The sequence below is a fragment of the Rhizobium johnstonii 3841 genome, assembly GCF_000009265.1.
Classification (GTDB): domain Bacteria; phylum Pseudomonadota; class Alphaproteobacteria; order Rhizobiales; family Rhizobiaceae; genus Rhizobium; species Rhizobium acaciae.
The window spans coordinates 212,052-231,056 of sequence record NC_008384.1; the positions used below are offsets into that span (position 1 = coordinate 212,052).

At 62.9% G+C, this 19,005-nt stretch carries 18 protein-coding genes; 8 read left to right on the forward strand and 10 right to left on the reverse strand.

The window, feature by feature from the left end:
* Positions 1-96 precede the first annotated feature (96 nt).
* The gene (locus tag RL_RS30780; RefSeq protein WP_011654952.1) at positions 97-798 is read left to right on the forward strand and encodes a DUF899 family protein; all 702 of its coding nucleotides are present in this window, start codon (positions 97-99) and stop codon (positions 796-798) included.
* A gap of 20 nt (positions 799-818) precedes the next feature.
* Here the strand turns inward: RL_RS30780 and RL_RS30785 are convergent, their stop codons facing one another.
* From RL_RS30785 to hutI, 6 genes are all read right to left on the reverse strand, one after another.
* Positions 819-1,448 carry a J domain-containing protein gene (locus RL_RS30785; protein WP_026160345.1) on the reverse strand — a complete coding sequence of 210 codons (630 nt, stop codon included), beginning with the start codon at positions 1,446-1,448 and terminating at the stop codon, positions 819-821.
* A gap of 175 nt (positions 1,449-1,623) precedes the next feature.
* Positions 1,624-2,199, reverse strand: a complete 576-nt coding sequence (locus RL_RS30790) for a HutD/Ves family protein (protein ID WP_011654954.1) — start codon at positions 2,197-2,199, stop codon at positions 1,624-1,626.
* Positions 2,200-2,204: 5 nt separating this feature from the next.
* Positions 2,205-3,878, reverse strand: coding sequence for a urocanate hydratase (gene hutU, locus RL_RS30795; RefSeq protein WP_003548647.1), 1,674 nt, complete (start codon positions 3,876-3,878; stop codon positions 2,205-2,207).
* A gap of 24 nt (positions 3,879-3,902) precedes the next feature.
* Positions 3,903-4,724, reverse strand: coding sequence for an N-formylglutamate deformylase (gene hutG / locus RL_RS30800; protein WP_011654955.1), 822 nt, complete (start codon positions 4,722-4,724; stop codon positions 3,903-3,905).
* A gap of 1 nt (position 4,725) precedes the next feature.
* On the reverse strand, positions 4,726-6,261 hold the full coding sequence (hutH, locus tag RL_RS30805) for a histidine ammonia-lyase (RefSeq protein ID WP_011654956.1): 1,536 nt from the start codon (positions 6,259-6,261) through the stop codon (positions 4,726-4,728).
* Positions 6,258-7,520 carry an imidazolonepropionase gene (gene hutI / locus RL_RS30810; RefSeq protein WP_011654957.1) on the reverse strand — a complete coding sequence of 421 codons (1,263 nt, stop codon included), beginning with the start codon at positions 7,518-7,520 and terminating at the stop codon, positions 6,258-6,260. The genes hutH (RL_RS30805) and hutI overlap by 4 nt, the downstream gene beginning before the upstream one ends.
* 122 nt (positions 7,521-7,642) lie before the next feature.
* On the opposite strand from hutI, the gene RL_RS30815 reads away from it, so the two are divergent.
* Both RL_RS30815 and hutC (RL_RS30820) read left to right on the forward strand, forming a co-directional pair.
* Positions 7,643-8,989, forward strand: a complete 1,347-nt coding sequence (locus RL_RS30815) for a formimidoylglutamate deiminase (RefSeq protein WP_011654958.1) — start codon at positions 7,643-7,645, stop codon at positions 8,987-8,989.
* Positions 8,990-9,110: 121 nt separating this feature from the next.
* Positions 9,111-9,830 (forward strand): histidine utilization repressor, encoded by a 720-nt coding sequence (gene hutC / locus RL_RS30820; protein ID WP_011654959.1) that lies wholly within the window; start codon positions 9,111-9,113, stop codon positions 9,828-9,830.
* 277 nt (positions 9,831-10,107) lie between these two features.
* Here hutC (RL_RS30820) and RL_RS30825 read toward each other — a convergent pair whose 3' ends face one another.
* Complete coding sequence (locus tag RL_RS30825) at positions 10,108-11,184, reverse strand: nucleotidyltransferase family protein (protein WP_011654960.1); 1,077 nt, start codon at positions 11,182-11,184, stop codon at positions 10,108-10,110.
* Between the two features lie 312 nt (positions 11,185-11,496).
* A complete protein-coding gene (gene hutC, locus RL_RS30830) occupies positions 11,497-12,252 on the reverse strand; it encodes a histidine utilization repressor (protein ID WP_011654961.1) in 756 nt (251 codons plus the stop codon).
* Between the two features lie 196 nt (positions 12,253-12,448).
* On the opposite strand from hutC (RL_RS30830), the gene RL_RS30835 reads away from it, so the two are divergent.
* From RL_RS30835 to hutH (RL_RS30855), 5 genes are all read left to right on the forward strand, one after another.
* Entirely contained in the window at positions 12,449-13,291 is an 843-nt protein-coding gene (locus tag RL_RS30835) for a transporter substrate-binding domain-containing protein (RefSeq protein WP_011654962.1), read from the forward strand.
* 218 nt (positions 13,292-13,509) lie between these two features.
* Positions 13,510-14,235, forward strand: coding sequence for an ABC transporter permease (locus RL_RS30840; RefSeq protein ID WP_011654963.1), 726 nt, complete (start codon positions 13,510-13,512; stop codon positions 14,233-14,235).
* 10 nt (positions 14,236-14,245) lie between these two features.
* A complete protein-coding gene (locus tag RL_RS30845; protein ID WP_011654964.1) occupies positions 14,246-14,950 on the forward strand; it encodes an ABC transporter permease in 705 nt (234 codons plus the stop codon).
* 28 nt (positions 14,951-14,978) lie between these two features.
* Positions 14,979-15,755, forward strand: a complete 777-nt coding sequence (locus RL_RS30850; RefSeq protein WP_003548676.1) for an ABC transporter ATP-binding protein — start codon at positions 14,979-14,981, stop codon at positions 15,753-15,755.
* The gene (hutH, locus tag RL_RS30855) at positions 15,752-17,239 is read left to right on the forward strand and encodes an HAL/PAL/TAL family ammonia-lyase (RefSeq protein ID WP_011654965.1); all 1,488 of its coding nucleotides are present in this window, start codon (positions 15,752-15,754) and stop codon (positions 17,237-17,239) included. The genes RL_RS30850 and hutH (RL_RS30855) overlap by 4 nt, the downstream gene beginning before the upstream one ends.
* Positions 17,240-17,245: 6 nt before the next feature.
* On the opposite strand, the gene RL_RS30860 is transcribed toward hutH (RL_RS30855), so the two are convergent.
* Positions 17,246-17,788 carry a hypothetical protein gene (locus RL_RS30860; protein ID WP_041936891.1) on the reverse strand — a complete coding sequence of 181 codons (543 nt, stop codon included), beginning with the start codon at positions 17,786-17,788 and terminating at the stop codon, positions 17,246-17,248.
* 223 nt (positions 17,789-18,011) lie between these two features.
* A complete protein-coding gene (locus tag RL_RS30865) occupies positions 18,012-18,827 on the reverse strand; it encodes a hypothetical protein (RefSeq protein WP_027689955.1) in 816 nt (271 codons plus the stop codon).
* Positions 18,828-19,005 lie beyond the last annotated feature (178 nt).

Below are 19,005 nucleotides of genomic sequence, written 5' to 3' on the forward strand. Positions count from 1 at the left end.
GTCGATTTTCGCCTCAGCCGATCGTCCTTGTCATGATGTGCTGGCACCGCGGTCGTGGCTTCAGCACGTTCTCAGGCAACAGAAGGAGCTATTGTCATGGATAATCAGCATCTGGTCCCCGCCGCTGTGCTTGCGGCCAAGAACGGCGTCCGGTTTCCCAATGAGAGTGAGGAATATCGCATTGCCCGCGACGCGCTGCTGGCCGAAGAGATCGAATTGCGTCGGCACATCGAGCGCGTGGCGGTACAGCGCCGGGCGTTGCCGCCAGGCGGCGAGGTCACGAAAGACTACCGCTTCGAAGGCAGCGATGGGCCGATATCCTTCAGCGAACTCTTCGCCGACAAGGAGACGCTGATCGTCTACAGCTACATGTTCGGCCCGGAACGCGAGCGTCCATGCCCGATGTGCACCTCGTTGCTGTCGGCCTGGGACGGCGAGGTGCCCGACATCCAGCAGCGCGCGGCCTTGGCCGTCGTCGCACTTTCGCCGATCGGCAGGCTGCTCGCCTTCAAGAAGGAACGCGGCTGGCACCACCTGCCGCTTTATTCCGACACGACGGGCGACTATAGCCGCGATTATCACGCGATCGGCAGGGGTGGCGGCGATGACGCTGCCTTCAACGTCTTCACGCGCCGCGACGGCAGCATCCGCCATTTCTGGAGCCAGGAGATGGGCGAGGTGACGGCCGACCCCGGCGAGGATCCGCGCGGCGCACCAGACCTGATGCCGCTCTGGACCGTCATCGATTCGACGCCTGAAGGCCGGCCGGCGGACTGGTATCCGAAGCTGTCCTATTGAGAAGGTGGCGTCGTCCGCCGTCAGCCGGTGGAGCGGTTTCTTGAGGGCTCGGCCCATTCGATGCTGGTGACCGCGTCATCCGGCAGCGGCGGCGGATCGATGTCGTAGACATAGCCGGAGATCATGTCGGCGGCGCGTTCCGTCGCCTTGATCTTCGCCTCGGTTTCCGAGACCGCCTTGGAGATCGCTTCGATGCGGGCGCGGAACATGTGGGCAAGCACGTCGCGGCCGGATTGTTTTTCGAGCCGCTCCAGATGCAGGCCGATTCGCGAGGCGTGGCGCTCCAACTCGCTCTTGCTGAAACGTGCCTTTCGCAGTTCTTCGGAAAGGCTGTCCTGCATGACGGCGACGGGATCGAAACTTCCGGGTGCGCGTTCGTCGAGCACCGCGTCGGTGACGAGTTTCTCGATCATCACGAGCGCCTGCAATTCGGCCGCATCGGCGAATTCGACGTCATAGCCGGTATCGTCGTAGACCTTGCGCCGGACCGGATCGAGAAGCAGCCCATAGGCTTTCTGCAGATTGGCAAAGGCTTCCGAATCACCACCTGAATCAGGGTGGGCAACCTTCGCCAGGCGCCGATAGGCGGCCTTCAGTTGCGCCTCGTCCGCATCGCGTTCAACGCCGAGAATATCGTATGGATCCGTCACGCCTGCTCCCTTGCTCCCCGGCACGTCGCGGGCAGTCTAGGTCTTCTTCTGCATCAGAAGGGCAAAGTTTAGACCGAAACGAGGAATGACGTCCATGGCCCGAGATGGCGATGGTTTATGCACATTCTTCGCCAAATCCTCGATTGCTTAATGTTTTCAATTCGTTGTTCGAAGATCAGCCTGTGGTGATCGAAGCGAGATAACATCTGGCTTCGCCATCGATTTCCAGCGCGGTAGCAGTCGTGGCCTCGACCAGCAGCGCATCGCCGGCCGCAAGCGCGCCGGTCTCGCCGTCCCGCCGGAATGAGAGTGCGCCGCGATGGCAAAGCAACAGGCATGTCGCGGGCGAAAGCGGCACGGTCTTGCTGCCATCGACGTCGATGCGGATCAGCGTATGGGCGAGCCCGTCACGGCGCGTCATGACGTTGAGATCGGTGATCGCTCCGTCCTCGAGCCTGGCGGCGACAGGGATATCCGCCGGGAAGGCCAGCGGATCGCTTGCCGTTGTCAGCAGCACGGGCGAACTGCCTTCCACATCGAGCACCATGCCGTTGCCATCAAGGATCGCCAGCGTGCGGTCGATACCGGGGAAGATCGAAAACGGGCCGTCTTCTGCGACCGTCGCCATGCTGATGCGCCAGTCGAAGTCGTTGATCGAAGCGTCCGGTGGAAAGACGGCGATCTCCACCGTCTCTCCCTTGCCGTTTTTCCAGGGCATGCGTTTGTGATCGCCGGCGCGCAGGATCCTCACCGGGTTCAGTTCCCGAGAATGCCGGGCAGGCGCAGGCCCTTTTCCTTGGCGCAGTCGATGGCGATCTCGTAGCCGGCATCGGCGTGGCGCATGACGCCGGTCGCCGGGTCGTTCCAGAGCACGCGCTCGAGGCGTCTTGCGGCATCGTCCGTGCCATCGGCGCAAATGACCATGCCGGAATGCTGCGAGAAGCCCATGCCGACGCCGCCGCCGTGATGCAGCGACACCCAGGTCGCACCCGACGCCGTGTTGAGCAGGGCGTTGAGCAGCGGCCAGTCGGATACGGCGTCGGAGCCGTCCTTCATCGCTTCGGTCTCGCGGTTCGGCGAGGCGACGGAGCCGGAGTCCAGATGGTCGCGCCCGATGACGATCGGGGCGGAGAGTTCGCCTGTTCTCACCATTTCGTTGAAGGCGAGGCCGAGCTTGTGACGGTCGCCCAATCCCACCCAGCAGATGCGTGCCGGCAGGCCCTGGAAGGCGATGCGCTCCCTGGCCATGTCGAGCCAATGATGCAGATGCTTGTTGTCAGGCAACAGCTCCTTCACCTTGGCATCGGTCTTGTAGATATCCTCCGGATCGCCGGAAAGGGCCGCCCAGCGGAAGGGGCCGATGCCGCGGCAAAACAGCGGGCGGATATAGGCCGGCACGAAGCCCGGAAAGGCGAAGGCGTTTTCGAGGCCTTCGTCCTTGGCGACCTGGCGGATATTGTTGCCATAATCGAGGGTCGGCACGCCGGCGTTCCAGAAGGCGATCATCGCCTCGACATGCTCGCGCATCGAGGCGCGTGCGGCTTTTTCCACAGCCTTCGGATCGCTTTCGCGCTTTGCCTTCCACTCACCCATCGTCCAGCCCTTCGGCAGGTAGCCGTTGATCGGGTCGTGGGCCGAGGTCTGGTCGGTGACGATATCGGGGCGGATGCCGCGGCGGACCATCTCCGGCAGGATTTCGGCGGCATTACCGAGCAGGCCGACGGATTTCGCCTCGCCGGCCTTGGTCCAGCGGTCGATCATCTCAAGTGCTTCGTCGAGCGTCTCGGCCTTGGCGTCGACATAGCGGGTACGCAGGCGGAAATCGATCGAGTCGGGATTGCATTCGACGGCAAGGCAGCAGGCGCCGGCCATGACGGCGGCGAGCGGCTGGGCGCCGCCCATGCCGCCGAGCCCGCCGGTCAGGATCCATTTGCCCTTGAGATTGCCGCCGTAGTGCTGGCGGCCGGCCTCGACGAAGGTCTCGTAGGTGCCCTGCACGATGCCCTGGGTGCCGATATAGATCCACGAGCCGGCCGTCATCTGGCCGTACATGGCAAGGCCCTTCTTATCCAGCTCGTTGAAATGATCCCAGGTCGCCCAATGCGGCACGAGGTTGGAATTGGCGATCAGCACCCGCGGCGCATCCTTGTGAGTGCGGAACACGCCGACCGGCTTGCCGGATTGCACCACCAGCGTTTCTTCTTCCGTCAGCGTCTTCAGCGTCGCGACGATGCGGTCGAAATCCTCCCAGGTGCGGGCGGCGCGGCCGATGCCGCCATAAACGACGAGCTCGTTCGGATTTTCGGCGACATCGGGGTCGAGATTGTTCATCAGCATGCGCAGCGGCGCTTCGGTCATCCAGCTCTTGGCATTGAGGTCGTTGCCGCGGGGCGCGCGGACTTCGCGGATATTGTGGCGTGGATTGTTCATGGCGGTTCCCCTGTCGAGAGATCGTTATCGTTTCAGGCCTGGCGCAATCTGTTCGATGCGCACCAGAATGTTCTTGAGATGAACGCGAAGTCTGTCCGCCTTGGCGGCGTCGTAGGCAAAGGGCGCCGCCTCGGTCTGGAGATGCGTCGATTGCGCGAGCTCCATCTGGATCGCGTGCACACCAGTTTCGGGGCGACCATAGTGGCGTGTCGTCCAGCCGCCCTTGAAGCGGCCGTTGAGCACGCCGTCGTAACCCTTGGCGGCTTCGACGACGGTGAGCGTCGCCTGCTCGATGGCGCTGTCGCAGGTCTTGCCCATATCGGTGCCGATATTGAAATCCGGCAGCTTGCCTTCGAACAGGAAGGGAATGTGGGAGCGGATCGAGTGGCAGTCGTAGAGGATCGCGACGCCGTGGATTGCTCTCACGCGCTCGATCTCGGCGGCAAGTGCGGCATGATAGGGAGCATGAAAGTCGCGCAGCCGCGCCGCGATGTCGGCGTCATTGGGTGCGGCGCCTTCCTTCCAGATCGCCTTGCCGTCGAAATCCGTCTGGGGAACGAGGCCGGTGGTGTTCTGGCCGGGGTAGAGGCTGACGCCGGCCGGATCGCGGTTGGCGTCGATCACGTAGCGGTGGAAGGTGGCGCGCACGGTGGTGACATTGTCGAGCAGGCCATCATAGAGCTGGTGAATGTGCCAGTCGGTGTCGGCCAGCATCCTGCCATTGTCGTTGAGCCGGTCGGCGATCTCGGGCGGCACCTCGGTGCCGGTATGGGGAAAGCCGAGGATGATGGGGGAGGTGCCTCGGCGAATTTCGCATTGGGAGGAGACTTTTTCAGTCACCATCATCTCAACCCTCCAATACCGGCAATATGCCAGATGAAACCGAGGCGTTCAGCGTGCCCGTCGCCACCAGTTCCGCGGCGGCGGCGAGGTCGTTTGCCATGTAGCGGTCGACGTCGAGGCTCGGGACCTTGGTGCGGATAGTGGCGATCGCCTTGCCAAGCTCCGGGCTCGTCGACAGCGGCGCGCGCAGTTCGACGCCTTGGGCGGCGGTCAGCGCCTCGATGCCGATGATGCCGAACAGGTTCTCGGTCATGCCGAGCAGGCGGCGGGCACCATGGCAGGCCATGGAGACATGGTCTTCCTGGTTGGCCGATGTCGGCGTCGAATCGACCGAGGCGGGGTGCGCCATCTGCTTGTTCTCCGACATCAGCGCCGCAGACGTGACCTCGGCGATCATCAGGCCGGAATTCAAGCCCGGCTTCTTGGCGAGGAAGGCCGGCAGGCCGTAGGAGAGGGTCGGATCGACAAGCAGCGCGATGCGGCGCTGCGAGATCGCGCCGATCTCGCAGACGGCGAGCGCGATCTGGTCGGCGGCAAACGCGACGGGTTCGGCGTGGAAATTGCCGCCGGAGACGACGGAATTGTCCGACAGCACCAGCGGATTGTCGGTGACCGCGTTGGCTTCGATTTCGAGGGTGCGGGCGACCGAGCGCAGCAGATCGAGGCAGGCGCCGTCGACCTGCGGCTGGCAGCGGATGCAATAGGGATCCTGCACACGCTCGTCGCCCTCAATGTGGCTCTGGCGAATGATGGAGTTTTCGAGCAGGGCGCGAAGTGCCGCCGCCGTGTCGATCTGGCCCTTATGGCCACGCAATGTGTGAATATCCGGATGGAAGGGCGCCGAAGAGCCCATGGCGGCATCGGTGGACATGGCGCCGGTGATCAGCGCCGCCTGCGCGGCGCGATGGGCGCGAAAGAGGCCGGCGAGCGCCAGCGCCGTCGAGGTCTGGGTGCCGTTGATGAGAGCGAGACCCTCTTTGGCGGCGAGCACCACCGGTTTGAGGCCGGCCCTTTCGAGGGCTCGCGCGCCCGAGAGGCGTTCGCCGGCGAAGAAGGCTTCGGCCTCGCCCATCATCACCGCCGCCATATGGGCGAGGGGCGCCAGATCGCCGGAGGCGCCGACCGAGCCCTTTTCCGGGATCAGCGGAATGACGCCCTTTTCCAGCATGGCTTCGATCAGCCGCACCAACTCCAGCCGCACGCCGGAGGCGCCGCGTCCGAGCGAGACCAGCTTCAGCGCCATGATCAGCCGCACGATATTCTCAGGCAGCGGCGCGCCGACGCCGCAGCAATGCGACAGGATGAGATTGCGCTGCAAAGTGGTCACATCGGCGCTGTCGATCTTGATCGAGGCGAGTTTGCCGAAGCCGGTATTGATGCCATAGACCGGCGCATTGCCGGCGGCGATCTCGGCGATGCGGGCAGCGGCCTTGGCGATCCCCGCATCGAAGGCCGGATCGAGCCTTGCCGGCACACCGGTCCAGTAGATGATTTCCAGATCCTTGAGCGAGACGGAGCCCGGGTGGAGCGTGATGGTCATCGGCCATTCCTTTCGCCCTTGAAGACGCGTGCGTGAAGCGGGTTGAAGCCGATGCGGTAGACGAGCTCGGCGAGGCTTTCGATATTCCAGACGGCGAGATCGGCGGATTTGCCGGGTTCGAGCGTTCCCGTCTTGTCGAGCAGGCCGAGCGCGCGGGCGCCTTCGCGGGTGGCGCCGGCGATGCATTCCTCGACGGTGAGGCCGAAAAGCGTGGCCGACATGTTCATGGTGAGCAACATCGAGGTGAGCGGCGAGGTGCCGGGATTGCAATCGGTGGCGATCGCGATCGGCACGCCTGCCCGCCGCAGCGCCTCCACCGGCGGCTTCTGCTTTTCATGGATGGCGTAGAAGGCGCCGGGCAGCAGCACGGCGACGGTGCCGGCTGCGGCCATCGCCGCAACGCCATCTTCGTCGAGATATTCGAGATGATCGGCCGAAAGTGCGCCATAGGACGCGGCGAGCTTGGCGCCGCCGAGATTGGAGAGCTGCTCGGCATGCAGCTTGACCGGCAGGCCGAGTGTTTTGGCCTTGTCGAAGACGCGGGCGATCTCGGCCGTGGAAAAAGCGATGCCCTCGCAGAAGCCGTCGACGGCATCGGCAAGACCGAGGCCATGCATGTCGTCGAGACCGGGCAGGACGACATCATCGAGATAATCGCCGTTGCGACCCTTATATTCCACAGGCGTCGCATGGGCGCCGAGATAGCTGGTGGCGACGCGGACCGGGCGCACATGGCCGAGCAGGCGGGCGCTCTGCAGCATCTTCACTTCACCGGTCCGGTTCAGCCCGTAACCGGACTTGATCTCGATCGTGGTGACGCCTTCGGCAAGCAGCGTGTCGAGCCGCGGCAGGGCCTGGGCGACAAGCTCCTCGACCGACAGCGCATTGGTCGCCTTCACCGAGGAGACGATGCCGCCGCCGGCGCGGGCGACCTCCTCATAGGTCGCGCCTGCAAGGCGCATTTCGAACTCGCGGGCGCGGTTGCCGCCGTGAACGATATGGGTGTGGCAGTCGACGAGACCGGGCGTTACCCAGCGGCCTTCGAGATCGACGATGTCGGAATGTTCGATGGCCGATGCCGGCAGCTCGCTTTCGGCGCCGGCAAAGGCGATGCGGCCGTTTTCGATCAGCACGGCGCCTTTTTCGACGATGCCGAGCCCTTCCTTGCCAGGCGCCAGCGTGGCCAGCCGCGCATTGCGCCACAGCACTGGGCGGGCTTCTGCGGGCGAGACTTCCTCTGAAAAAATGTTCCCGGTCATCAGCTTTGCGCCTTTCCTTATGCCAAAACATGTATATACATAATCGACAGGTGACAAGAGAAATTTTGTGCGCTTTTCTGGAAAAGAAAGATCGGCGGCACGGCAAGAGGAGAGGGAAGGTCATGACCACGCTTCACGCAGGCACGGCGCTGACGCCGCAGGGCTGGCAGAAGGACGTGCGGCTGACGCTTAAGGCCGGGCGCATCGCGCGGGTCGAAATCGGCACTGCTCCCGAGCCCGGCGATGAACGCCACGCTCTCCTCGTTCCCGCCATGGCGAACCTGCACAGCCATGCCTTCCAGCGGGCGATGGCCGGCCTTGCCGAAGTGCGCGGCCCGGCCAATGACAGCTTCTGGAGCTGGCGCACTGTCATGTACAAGTTTGCCCTGGCGATGACGCCGGAGCATGTCGAGGCGGTCGCCGCCAAGCTCTATACAGAGATGCTGGAGGCCGGTTTTTCCCGTGTCGGCGAGTTCCACTATCTCCACCACGACAGGGATGGCAGCGCTTACGCCAATATCGCCGAGCTTGCCGAACGCATCGGTGCGGCAAGCGAAGAGGCCGGTATCGGCCTGACGCTGCTGCCGGTCTTCTATGCCCATTCTGGCTTCGGCGGTGCCGCCCCCATCGACGGCCAGCGGCGCTTCATCAATTCGCTCGAAAGCTTCGAAAGGCTGATGGAGGGATGCCGGGCGGTGACCGGCCGGCTCGACGGCGCCGAGCTCGGGCTGGCGCCGCACAGCCTGCGCGCCGCAACGCCGGACGAGCTCACAAGGCTGGTGCCGATGGCCGGCGACGGTCCCATCCATATCCATGTCGCCGAGCAGGTGAAGGAGGTCGAGGACTGCATCGCCTGGTCCGGCGCGCGGCCGGTAGAATGGCTGCTCGATCATGCGCCCGTGGATGAGCGCTGGTGCCTGATCCATGCGACGCACATGACCGAGGACGAAACGCGGCGGATGGCGAAAAGCGGCGCTGTCGCCGGCCTCTGCCCGATCACCGAAGCCAATCTCGGCGACGGCGCCTTTGCCGCACCGCTCTTTCTCGAAGAGGGCGGGCGTTACGGCATCGGTTCGGATTCCAACGTGCTGATCTCCGTGCCGGAGGAACTGCGCCAGCTCGAATATTCGCAGCGCCTGGCGCTTCGCGCCCGCAACGTCGTCGCAGCACCCGGCGGTTCGACGGCGCTTTCGCTGTTCACACATGCGCTTGCCGGCGGCGGTGCCGCATTGAAAGCTCCGGCGGGTCTTGTCGAGGGCCATCACGCCGATATCGTTTCGCTCGATACGACGGCCGTTCCTTATCTCGCAGGCGACCAGATCCTCGATCACTGGTTGTTTGCCGGCGGCATTTCCGTCGATTGCGTCTGGGCGCGCGGCCGCAAGCAGGTGGAGGGCGGACGCCATCTCAGGCGCGACGCGATCGACCGGCGATTCCTCGCTGTCATGGGCGAATTGCTGACCGCCTGAAAAAGAGCTTTTCCTGTCCGGACATTCGAATTAGAGCAGTTCCAGCAAAAACGTGTAGTGGTTTTTCGTCCGGAATTGCGTAAAAACAAAGAGATAGTGGGAGACCAATCGGAACGTGGCGATGAACCAAAGCAGGGATCCCACCCTGCATCAGCGCATCCTCGGCGACATCGAGGGCCGTATCGTCTCGGGCGATTGGCCGCCGGGGCACCGCATTCCCTTCGAGGTCGATCTCGCCACGCAGTATGACTGCTCGCGCATGACGGTGAACAAGGTGCTGACCCAGCTTGCCAAGGCCGGCCTTATCGAGCGCCGCAAGAAGTCCGGCAGCTTCGTCACCCAGCCGCAGGCGCAATCGGCCATTCTCGAAATCCACGACATCAAGGCCGAGGTGCAGTCGCTCAACCTGCCCTATTCCTATGCGGTTTTGAAGAAGGTGAGCCGCAAGGCCAAGGCGGACGACAGCCGCCGTCTGGAACTGCCGGTGGCCTCCTCGGTCGTCGAGGTCGTCTGCATCCACAATGCCGGCGCGCGGCCATTTTGTCTGGAGGAGCGGCTGATCAGTCTTGCGACGGTTCCTGAAGCAGCCGATGCCGATTTCCTGACGATGGCGCCAGGCCCCTGGCTGCTGAACCAGGTGCCGTGGAGTACGGCCGAACACCGGATCCATGCCGTCTCAGCGGGTGCCGAGCTGGCGGCGGCTCTCGATATAGCGCGGAATATCGCCTGCCTCGTGGTCGAACGCCGCACCTGGAGCAATGCCGGCCCGGTGACGCATGTGCGCTTCACCTATCCGGGCGATCGTCACGCGCTGGTGGCGCGTTTCACGCCGGCATCGTAATAAAGAGCCCGATCCAACCGGCTGGTGCCCCGGTGACGAACCTGCTGGATCTGTCGAAATCCCGCCCATGGCTGGCTGACGGAACTGCTGGGCATGAGGGCCGCGTCATCGTCCGCCATGCGATCGCAGCAGGCGAGGCATGGCCGCCGATCCGGCAGATACTTGACCTCGCCCTTCACAGCTTGCTGGCCGACCTTTTAGGCGACTTCCGACGGCTTGCCGCAACGCTGGCAAGGTCCGGGGTCATATGGACTGTTTTCTACGGCCATCTTTCCGATTACCTTTTCACCAGGTCTTCCACCGCCTCGGGGCCGAGAACCTTTTCGAGGGCTTTCACCCCGTTCTTGGGCAGTCTCGATAGGCCGTTGACGATGCCCTCTTTCCAGGCATCCCCGCGATCCCATGCTTCCTCCCAAGCATCCGCCAGCTCGCTGTCGTGGCGCGTCTCCACGAGGGCTTGGAAGAGCAACGAGGCCTGCGTCAAGTCTTTGTCCGCCTTTACGCGGCCTAGAGTGTCTGTGCCCCTTCTTGAGGACACGATGAGCTTGTGGACAGCATATCTCTCGGGAGCGGGAACGAGGACGTTTACGCCTTCGCGGAAGAGAAGCACCGTGCGGACAGGTTCATAGATCAGGTAATCCAGGAACCGCAGGTTTTCCGCCGACGCGCCACCAAGGGCGGGCATAGGAGACGGCTTGCCCGTGTATTCGTCCGATCCCCGGTTTCCCGTAAGGAACTCCACCCGATAGCCCTTGGCATTTTGGAATGCCACCACCTTCGCTTTGTCCGCCTGGTGCGGTACCGGTCGAAACTCGGGATCGATCGACCGCAGGACCTCTAGCACGGGCGGCAAACTGTCTTCGACCCCGGCTGAAATCGCGAAGTCCTGCGCGAAATCCGCATCGCCGGTCTGCATTGCCGACGATGGCAGTCGGACCCCTAGCATCCCCGCATAGGTGCTGAAAGCCACCGACCCGATCAGGACTGCACGGAGACGGAACAAACCGGCGTCAGCAAGCGCCTTCGTCACGTCGCCCGCGAAGGGATCGGGACCCGGAAGGCCAGCACGGCGCAGAGTACTAACCATCCGCCTTCGCTCACGCATGTTGTCCTTGATCTCCTTGTGAGTCTTCACCCGCGCCGTGATTGCCTCGTCGGTGTGGGGACCGACATAGCTTCGCTTGTCCTTTCCCTCGGGAGTAGGGAGATCGAAATACCAGTAATCGCGGTCCTTCACTGTGACGGTTACGAACCAGCCCTCCATGGGGAAGTCTGCCGCAAATTGCGCATCGAGCGTCCGCTGCGTTAGTTCCGCGAACATCGTCCGATAGCTGATGTCGATCTCTTTCAGCATTGGCGTTTCTTCCTTCTGGCGTGCGGCGGTTCTCTCGGCGACAGACTCGGCCCACGCCTTGTCCATGTGTTCTTGCCTCTTTTTAAAAAAGTCGCCTCCGCTCATTTTCGCAGGCTGTTATAAGTCTCTGCCAAGACCTTATAACTCCCGTTCCTGTAGTCAAGTTATAAGTCTCTGCCAAAACCTTATAACGGGCCGCCTGATGCTATGGGCGGTTTCCTCAGCCGAGCAATGCGAGCCTCTGCTGATCACAACCTCACTCCTGGCGATGGCGTAGCCTACGAAGTCCCATATACAACATAGCGGGTGTTTTCATTCCTCGAACATCTTGCCGCTGCGCGCTTCCAGCCGGTAGCGGTGGCCGGGATAGACGAGACGGGCGGTTGAGACCACCTGTTTTGCCGACCATGTGCGCCGGCGGATCGTCAGGCACGGTTCGGTCTTCATGATGGTCAAGAGCTTGCATTCCCAGGCCTGCGGCATCGCCGCCTCGACGACATGCTCGGAGCCGCTGAGCGGCGCTGCGGCCGTCAGATAGGCGTTGGGCGTCAGCGTCGAAAAATCCTGGGCAAGATATTCCGGGGCGGCTTCCGGATGGACGAAGCGGTCCTCGATCTGCACGGGAACGCCGTTTTCGCTGTGGACGATCAGCGAGTGGAAAACCGCGGCACCAATCGGCAATTCGAGCGCGTCGGCAACCTCGGGAGAGGCGGTTTCCTGGGCGAGAACGACGACAGCGGCTTCATGGACATGGCCGCGTTCGGCGATTTCCTCGGCGATGTTGCGGACTTCGAACAGTGCCGAATACCCCTTGCGCTCGGCAACGAAGGAGCCGACGCCCTGGATGCGGATGAGTTCGCCCTCGTTGGCAAGTTCGCGCAGCGCCCGGTTGGCAGTCATCTTGCTGACGCCGAGTTCGACGACCAGCTCGTTTTCCGAGGGCACCCGGTATTTCGGCGGCCACTCGCCGCTCTGGATGCGGTCGAGGATCACCTGCTTGACGCCGGCATAGAGCGGCGTGCTGTCATTTTCCGCCAGTTCGCGCTTCATCTCGCCGGGACGCTTCATTGCCTATTCCTTTTGCACGAATGGAATTCGCCACATAATTCGACTTTCCCTCTTGCATATCACAAAATATCTCATATGGTACCATATACAACCTCCCAATCGATCCTTTGAGAAAAATAGGACATGAAAGGGCAAGCCGGCGAAGATCGGCCGTGGTGCTGCAAGGTCTGTTTCAACTCCAGAGGAGAATTCACAAATGAAATTCAGCGCAATCCTGCTTTGTGGCGTGGCGGCTTTTTCCGCTTTCGCCGCGCCTGCCTTTTCCAAGGACTGGACGAAGGCGACGATTACTCTCGAAGGCGCCTATGCGCCCTGGAACCTCACCAATGCCGACGGCACGCTCGGCGGCTTCGAGCCGGAACTCGCCAAGGTGCTGTGCGAACGCGCCAAGATCGAGTGCACGCTGGTTGCCTCCGACTGGGACGGCATGATCCCGGCGCTCAACGCCGGCAAGTTCGACGTTATCATGGATGCGCTGTCGATTACCGAAGAGCGCAAGAAGATCATCGACTTCACCATTCCCTATGCCGCCACGCCCGCCGCCTTCGCCGCCGCCAAGGACAGCCCGATGGCGAACGCCGCCGGCACCGGCGCCACGATCAAGATGACGCCCGGCCAGACCGGCGTGAAGGAGATCGACGCGCTGAAGGAAGTCTTCAAGGGCAAGACGATCGGCATCCAGGCGGCCACCGTCTACGCCAAGTTCGTCTATGACAATTTCGGCGACATTGCCGAGATCCGCGAATACAAGACCGGCGCCGATCGCGACCTCGACCTGCAGAACGGCCGTATCGACCTCGGCTTCGATGACGCCGTCTATTTCGCCAACGCGTTCAAGGCCGCCAACGACACGCTCGCCTTCACCGGCCCAGAGATCGCCGGCTCGATCTGGGGCGAGGGTGAAGGTCTCGGCCTGCGCAAGGCCGATACCGACCTGCGCGACAAGTTCAACGAGGCGATCAAATCCGCACTCGCCGACGGCACGGTCAAGACCCTGTCGATGAAGTGGTTCAAGATGGACGTCAGCCCGCTGCAGTAAGCGTTTCGGCCTTTCGGCCGCATACACCTGTCTCCGGCTTTATCGCCGGAGACAGCATGCTCGAACAGGATGATTTTAGGCCGGGTCGGCCTAAAATCTGAATCCTGTTCTCAATAAGAGAGTTAGAGCATGATGTCGTCCGAAAACCGCTGACACTTTTCGGCATCATGCTCTGGTGTCAATCCGCAAAACACTGCCACGGACGGGGAACGGACGATATGGCAAGCTTGGAACTGCTCGGCTTCGGCTCGACCGGATGGGGCGCGCTGCTCATTGCCGCCACCTTGATGACGCTGGCCGTCACGGCCACAGCGCTGGCGATCGGCGCGGTGCTTGGCGCGATCGTCGCGGCGGCGAAACTCTCCGGAAATATTATCCTCGTCACGCTCGGCAACGTCTATACGACCGTGTTTCGTGGCGTGCCCGAACTGCTGATCATCTATCTCATCTATTTCGGCGGCTCCTCGGCCGTCACCGCGATCGGCAAGGCAATGGGTTACGAGGGTTTCCTCGGCTTGCCCTCCTTTATCGCAGGCGCGCTTGCCGTCGGCATCATCTCCGGCTCCTATCAGGCGGAGGTGTTCCGCGGCGCCTTCCTTGCCATCTCCAAGGGCGAGCTCGAAGCCGCCTCGGCGATCGGCATGCATCGCGGCATGCGCCTTCGCCGCATCATCATGCCGCAGGTGTTTCGCCTCGCCATTCCCGGCCTCGGTAACGTGTGGCAGCTCAGTCTCAAGGATTCTGCGCTGATCTCCGTCACCGGGCTTGCCGAGCTGATGCGAACCAGCCAGGTGGCGGCAGGCTCGACCCGGCAATATTTCCTGTTCTTCATCGCCGGCGGCTGCCTATATCTACTCCTGACCAGCCTTTCGGACCGCGTCTTCAACGGCGCGGAGCGCCGCGCCAACCGCAGCATGCCGGCATCCGCCATGGGCCAGGCGTAAGGAGGCGACAATGGATTTTACCTTCATCGCCTCGACCCTGGTCACCCTGCTCAAGGCCGTACCGACGACGCTCATCCTGTTTTCGCTGTCGATCATCACAGGTGGCCTGCTGGCGCTCGTCATCGTCTGGATGCGGACCAGCGGCAATCCGGTGCTTACGAGCTTCGCCAAGGGTTACATCTTCATCTTCCGCGGCTCGCCGCTGCTGATCCAGATGTTCCTGGTATTCTACGGCCTCGGCCAGTTCGGCTTCATCCGCTATTCCTTCCTCTGGCCGTTCCTGCGCGAGCCGATGGTCTGCGCCGTGCTGTCGCTGGCGCTTTGCACCGCCGGCTACACGGCGGAGATCTTCCGTGGCGGCATTCGCGCCGTCTCGCCGAAGGAGATCGAAGCGGCGCGCTCGATCGGCATGTCCGGCTTCCTGCTGGTCCGCCGTATTCTGGCGCCGATCGCCTTCCGCCACGCGCTGCCGGCCTATTCCACCGAGATCGTGCTGATGATGAAGTCGACGGCGCTCGCAAGCCTCGTCACCGTCTGGGAAGTGACCGGCGTCGCCCAGCGGCTGATCTCGCAGACCTACCGAACGATGGAAGTCTTTCTCTGCGCGGCGATCATCTATCTCGTCCTCAACTTCATCATCCTGCAGGGCATGGCTCTGCTGGAATATTCGCTGTCCCGACACCGCCGCGCGGCCCCGCAGGCGCTGAAGGCGTGAGCGGCTTTTTGACCCGATTGGAGCACCCATGCCAGGCGTAACCCGACTATCGGTCCGCAATATCCGCAAGAGCTTCGGTACGCACGAGGTCTTGCGCGGCATTTCCCTCGATGCGGAAGACGGCGACGTGATTTCGCTGCTCGGCGCCTCCGGCTCCGGCAAGTCGACCTTTCTGCGCTGCATCAATATGCTCGAAACCGCCAGCGACGGCGAGATCTGGGTCGACGGCGAGGAGGTCCGCATGGTGCACAAGGGCGGGCGAAGCAAGCCGGCCAGCCAGAAGCAGGTGGACCATATCCGCTCCGAGCTCGGCATGGTGTTCCAGTCCTTCAATCTCTGGTCCCACATGACGATCCTGCAGAACGTCATCGAGGGCCCGATCCATGTGCTGAAGCGGCCGCGCGCCGACTGCATCGCCGAGGCCGAAGCGCTGCTTGAAAAGGTCGGCATCGCCGATAAGCGCCACGCCTATCCGGCCCATCTTTCCGGCGGCCAGCAGCAGCGTGCGGCGATTGCCCGCGCGCTGGCGATGAAGCCGAAGGTGATGCTGTTCGACGAGCCGACCTCGGCGCTCGATCCGGAGCTTGTCGGCGAGGTGCTGCGCGTCATGCGCGCGCTTGCCGAGGAAGGCATGACCATGCTCGTCGTCACCCATGAGATGAGCTTTGCCCGCAACGTCTCGAACCGCGTCGTCTTCATGCGCGAAGGGCTAATCGAAAGTAGCGGCAAGCCGGACGAAATGTTTACCGGCGGCGCGACACCGGCTTTCCGCCAGTTCATCGGCCATTTCGGAAGCGGTCAATGACGATCACCATCGATGCGGGGCTCACCTGGCGCGATGTCGCGCGCGTCGGGGTAGGGGAAACGCTGGCGCTGTCGCCCGCCGCCTGGGGGCGCGTCGAGCAGGCAAGCCGCATCGTTGCGCGCATCGTCGAGACGGGGGTGCGCGCCTATGGCGTCAATACCGGCGTCGGGGCACTGGCGGATACGGTGGTCGATCGGGCCTCGCAGAGCCTGTTGTCGCGCAGCATCGTGCTCAGCCATGCCTGCGGCGTCGGGCCATTGCTGGCTGCCCGCGAAGTGCGCGCCATCATCGCCGCCGGGATCGCCAATTTCGCCCATGGCCATTCCGGCGTGCGGCGCGAGATCGTCGAGCATCTTGCGGCCCTGCTGGAACATGATTGCATTCCCGACGTGCCGTCCAAGGGCTCTGCCGGTTATCTCGTCCACAATGCCCATATTGCGCTTGTTCTGATCGGCGAAGGCAGCGCTCACCTGGCCGGCCGGCGCATGAGCGGCCGCGAGGCGCTTGCTGCGATCGGGCTCGAACCGCTGGTGCTCGGCGCCAAGGAGGGCTTGAGCCTTGTCAACGGCACCGCCTGCGCCACCGGCCTGACCGCAGTGGCACTGTCACGCGCCGAGCGGCTGCTCGACTGGGCCGATGCGATCGCAGCCCTGACGCTGGAAGCGGCGGGCTGCCAGATCGCCGCCTTCGACGCGGCCGTGCTGGCGCTGCGCCCATCGGCTGGAATTGAGAAAGTCGGAGCGACGCTACGCGCGCGGCTTCAGGGCAGCGGCCTTGTCGCAGCCGCCTTCGGCCGGCGCACGCAGGATGCGCTCAGCCTTCGTTCGGTGCCGCATGCGCATGGCGCCGCCCGCGATGTCTTCGACAATTCCGCCCGCGCCGTCGATCAGGAGCTTGCCTCGGTGACCGACAATCCTGCTGTCTCAGGCACGCTGGAACAGCCGATCGTCTCTTCCGAGGCCCATGCGGTTGCCCCGGCGCTCGGGCAGGCGGCCGATAGTCTGGCGATTGCGCTCGCACAGATCGGCGCAATCAGCGAACGGCGCATGGACCGGCTGGTCAATCCGCTGGTGAGCGGTCTGCCGCCCTTTCTGGCCAGCGACGCCGGCAGCCATTCCGGATTCATGATCGCCCAATATACCGCCGCCGCACTCAGCAACGAGAACCGCCGCCTTGCCGCACCAGCGGCCATGGACGGCGGTCTGACCTCCGGCCTGCAGGAAGATTTTCTCGCGCATCCGACGGCTGCGGCCGGCAAGTTGCTCGCCGTCATCGACAATGCCGAATATATCCTGGCGATCGAATTGATGGCTGCTGCCCAGGCGCATGATTTCCTGGTGGCGACGGCGCCGCGGGCGGCAGGCACGGAGCTGGTCTATAAGGCAGTGCGGGAACAGGTTTCCCATTATGGCGACGAACGGCCGCTCAACGGCGATATCGAGGCTGTCTGCAGCCTGATCCGCGAGACTGCGCCGCCGCTATGATCGGCCTCAGAACGGCTGGGTTTCGGAATTCTGCTTTGGCTTTTCGCCTGCCTCGAGACGTTTGAGGCACTGAACGAAGGTCGGGTAGAGCTGCTCCACCCGCGAGAGCGGCAGCGTCCAGTCGCCTTCGTCGCCGGCAAAGGTGATCTGCACGTCAGGCATTCCGGCAAAGGAATTCTTGATGATCTTCTTCAGCCCGGCGCTCCCCTTGCTGGCCGGACCCCAGAGGCGAAGCGTGTTCTTGTCGAAGAAATCGGCAGCGATGACTTTCGTCACCGTACGATCGGTCAGCGTCACCTCGGTCTTGGTGCCGGCCGGAATGTCCCATGTGTTCTTTGCGACCAGCCAGAACGTCTCGGTCGCGCTCTGGCGGAATTCCATGGTCTTGCCGATCTCGCTGTCCCACAGCAGGCGGCAATAGGGATGCGGGCTCTCGTTGGCAATGCCGACCGACCATTGTCTCGCGCCGCCTATCCATTCGGTCTCGCCGAAGGCTGAGACCGGCTGCAGGAGGGCCGCCATCAGAACCATCACTGTCGGAATTTTCATCGCCGAAATCGTCTCCAACGCAATCGGCTCCAGCAATAGCAAAAGAAGGTTGAGCTTTTGCTACTACGGCGCTGCGCGTCTTTTCAGGCACGCAAAGGACGCTGTAGCAGTTTGAACTGCTGGAGCAAGTTTCGCGATGGCTGCCAGGCAAGCCCATATTCTACGAAGATTGGGAGATCCGAGCCCCGAAGACGTTTTGGCGGAGCGTGCCGTCGGCTGCAGTTCACTTCGGAAAGAGGAACGTTACCGCGACGCGGAAGCCGAGTCCTTCCGGGCCATTGTCTGGAGCCGCCGCCCAATATCGTATGCCCGCCGTCAGGCTGATTGGCTGCTTATCGATGGTGATCAGCTTGGCGACTGCGAAGTTGATCGGAACCGACCAGTCGTTCGTTTCCCAGTTATATGTCGACTCCGTATTCAGCGAGAACGTCCAGGCGTCCTTGGTCGTGTAGGAGAGGAACGGCTGGAGGAACGTCGAACTCACATCCTCCCGGTCGCTTTGACCAGCGAAGGACCAGATGTGGTTGCCGAGAAAGCCGTAAGTCCAGGGGCCGTCCTGCTTAAGGACGACCGCTGTCGGACCCGCACCCCACTTGCCGCTTCCGAGGAGCTCGTCCGTCGCCGTCGGCAGCAGGAACACGGGGCCGACGCCCCAGACGATGCCGCTCTCGGTCGGCTTGGACGGCGAGAAGAAGAAGCTTTGCGTGGTGTCGCCCAGACCGAACTGCGTTCCCGACGGTCCGGCAATGTCGTTCTGCCATGTGACTGGCAGGATGGTGCGCGAGATGACGTTCCAGTCCTCGTTTATCTTGAAGGGAATGACCGGTTGAATGTTCAGCGTCGCCTTGTCGCCGTCGTCTGGACCATAGCCGTGATCGTAGTTGAACTGGAACGGGACGCTGATGAGCGAGGCTATCGGATTGGAAAGCTTCTTCGCCAGGTCTTCACTCGACTGGGCGGCTGCCGTCCCTGTCCAGACACCGAGCGGCGCGACAACCAGTACTACCCAAGAAGCGACTTTCTTCATCAAGGCCTCCATGATCCGATTGAACCCAGCCCGCAAGGCAGGCTTCCTCCGAAATGAAACCATATCCCCCGGATCGATGCTGTTGGATACCGAACTGTGAGCCGCTGTCACGGCGGCTCTCTGCTTCCTGGGAGACGTCGTTGTCCCGGCTCCTCGAGGACAACAGGTGTTCAAAAGGTGAGCATACTGG

Bases quoted from the DNA above. Each gene is read 5' to 3' on its own strand.
- RL_RS30840 (WP_011654963.1), top strand. From the start codon at position 13,510: ATGGCAAGCTTGGAACTGCTCGGCTTCGGCTCGACCGGATGGGGCGCG.
- RL_RS30835 (WP_011654962.1), top strand. From the start codon at position 12,449: ATGAAATTCAGCGCAATCCTGCTTTGTGGCGTGGCGGCTTTTTCCGCT.
- hutU (WP_003548647.1), bottom strand. From the start codon at position 3,878: ATGAACAATCCACGCCACAATATCCGCGAAGTCCGCGCGCCCCGCGGC.
- hutI (WP_011654957.1), bottom strand. From the start codon at position 7,520: ATGACCGGGAACATTTTTTCAGAGGAAGTCTCGCCCGCAGAAGCCCGC.
- hutG (WP_011654955.1), bottom strand. From the start codon at position 4,724: ATGATGGTGACTGAAAAAGTCTCCTCCCAATGCGAAATTCGCCGAGGC.
- hutC (WP_011654959.1), top strand. From the start codon at position 9,111: ATGAACCAAAGCAGGGATCCCACCCTGCATCAGCGCATCCTCGGCGAC.
- RL_RS30845 (WP_011654964.1), top strand. From the start codon at position 14,246: ATGGATTTTACCTTCATCGCCTCGACCCTGGTCACCCTGCTCAAGGCC.
- hutH (WP_011654965.1), top strand. From the start codon at position 15,752: ATGACGATCACCATCGATGCGGGGCTCACCTGGCGCGATGTCGCGCGC.
- RL_RS30780 (WP_011654952.1), top strand. From the start codon at position 97: ATGGATAATCAGCATCTGGTCCCCGCCGCTGTGCTTGCGGCCAAGAAC.
- RL_RS30865 (WP_027689955.1), bottom strand. From the start codon at position 18,827: ATGGAGGCCTTGATGAAGAAAGTCGCTTCTTGGGTAGTACTGGTTGTC.
- RL_RS30850 (WP_003548676.1), top strand. From the start codon at position 14,979: ATGCCAGGCGTAACCCGACTATCGGTCCGCAATATCCGCAAGAGCTTC.
- RL_RS30860 (WP_041936891.1), bottom strand. From the start codon at position 17,788: ATGAAAATTCCGACAGTGATGGTTCTGATGGCGGCCCTCCTGCAGCCG.
- hutH (WP_011654956.1), bottom strand. From the start codon at position 6,261: ATGACCATCACGCTCCACCCGGGCTCCGTCTCGCTCAAGGATCTGGAA.
- hutC (WP_011654961.1), bottom strand. From the start codon at position 12,252: ATGAAGCGTCCCGGCGAGATGAAGCGCGAACTGGCGGAAAATGACAGC.
- RL_RS30815 (WP_011654958.1), top strand. From the start codon at position 7,643: ATGACCACGCTTCACGCAGGCACGGCGCTGACGCCGCAGGGCTGGCAG.
- RL_RS30825 (WP_011654960.1), bottom strand. From the start codon at position 11,184: ATGCTGAAAGAGATCGACATCAGCTATCGGACGATGTTCGCGGAACTA.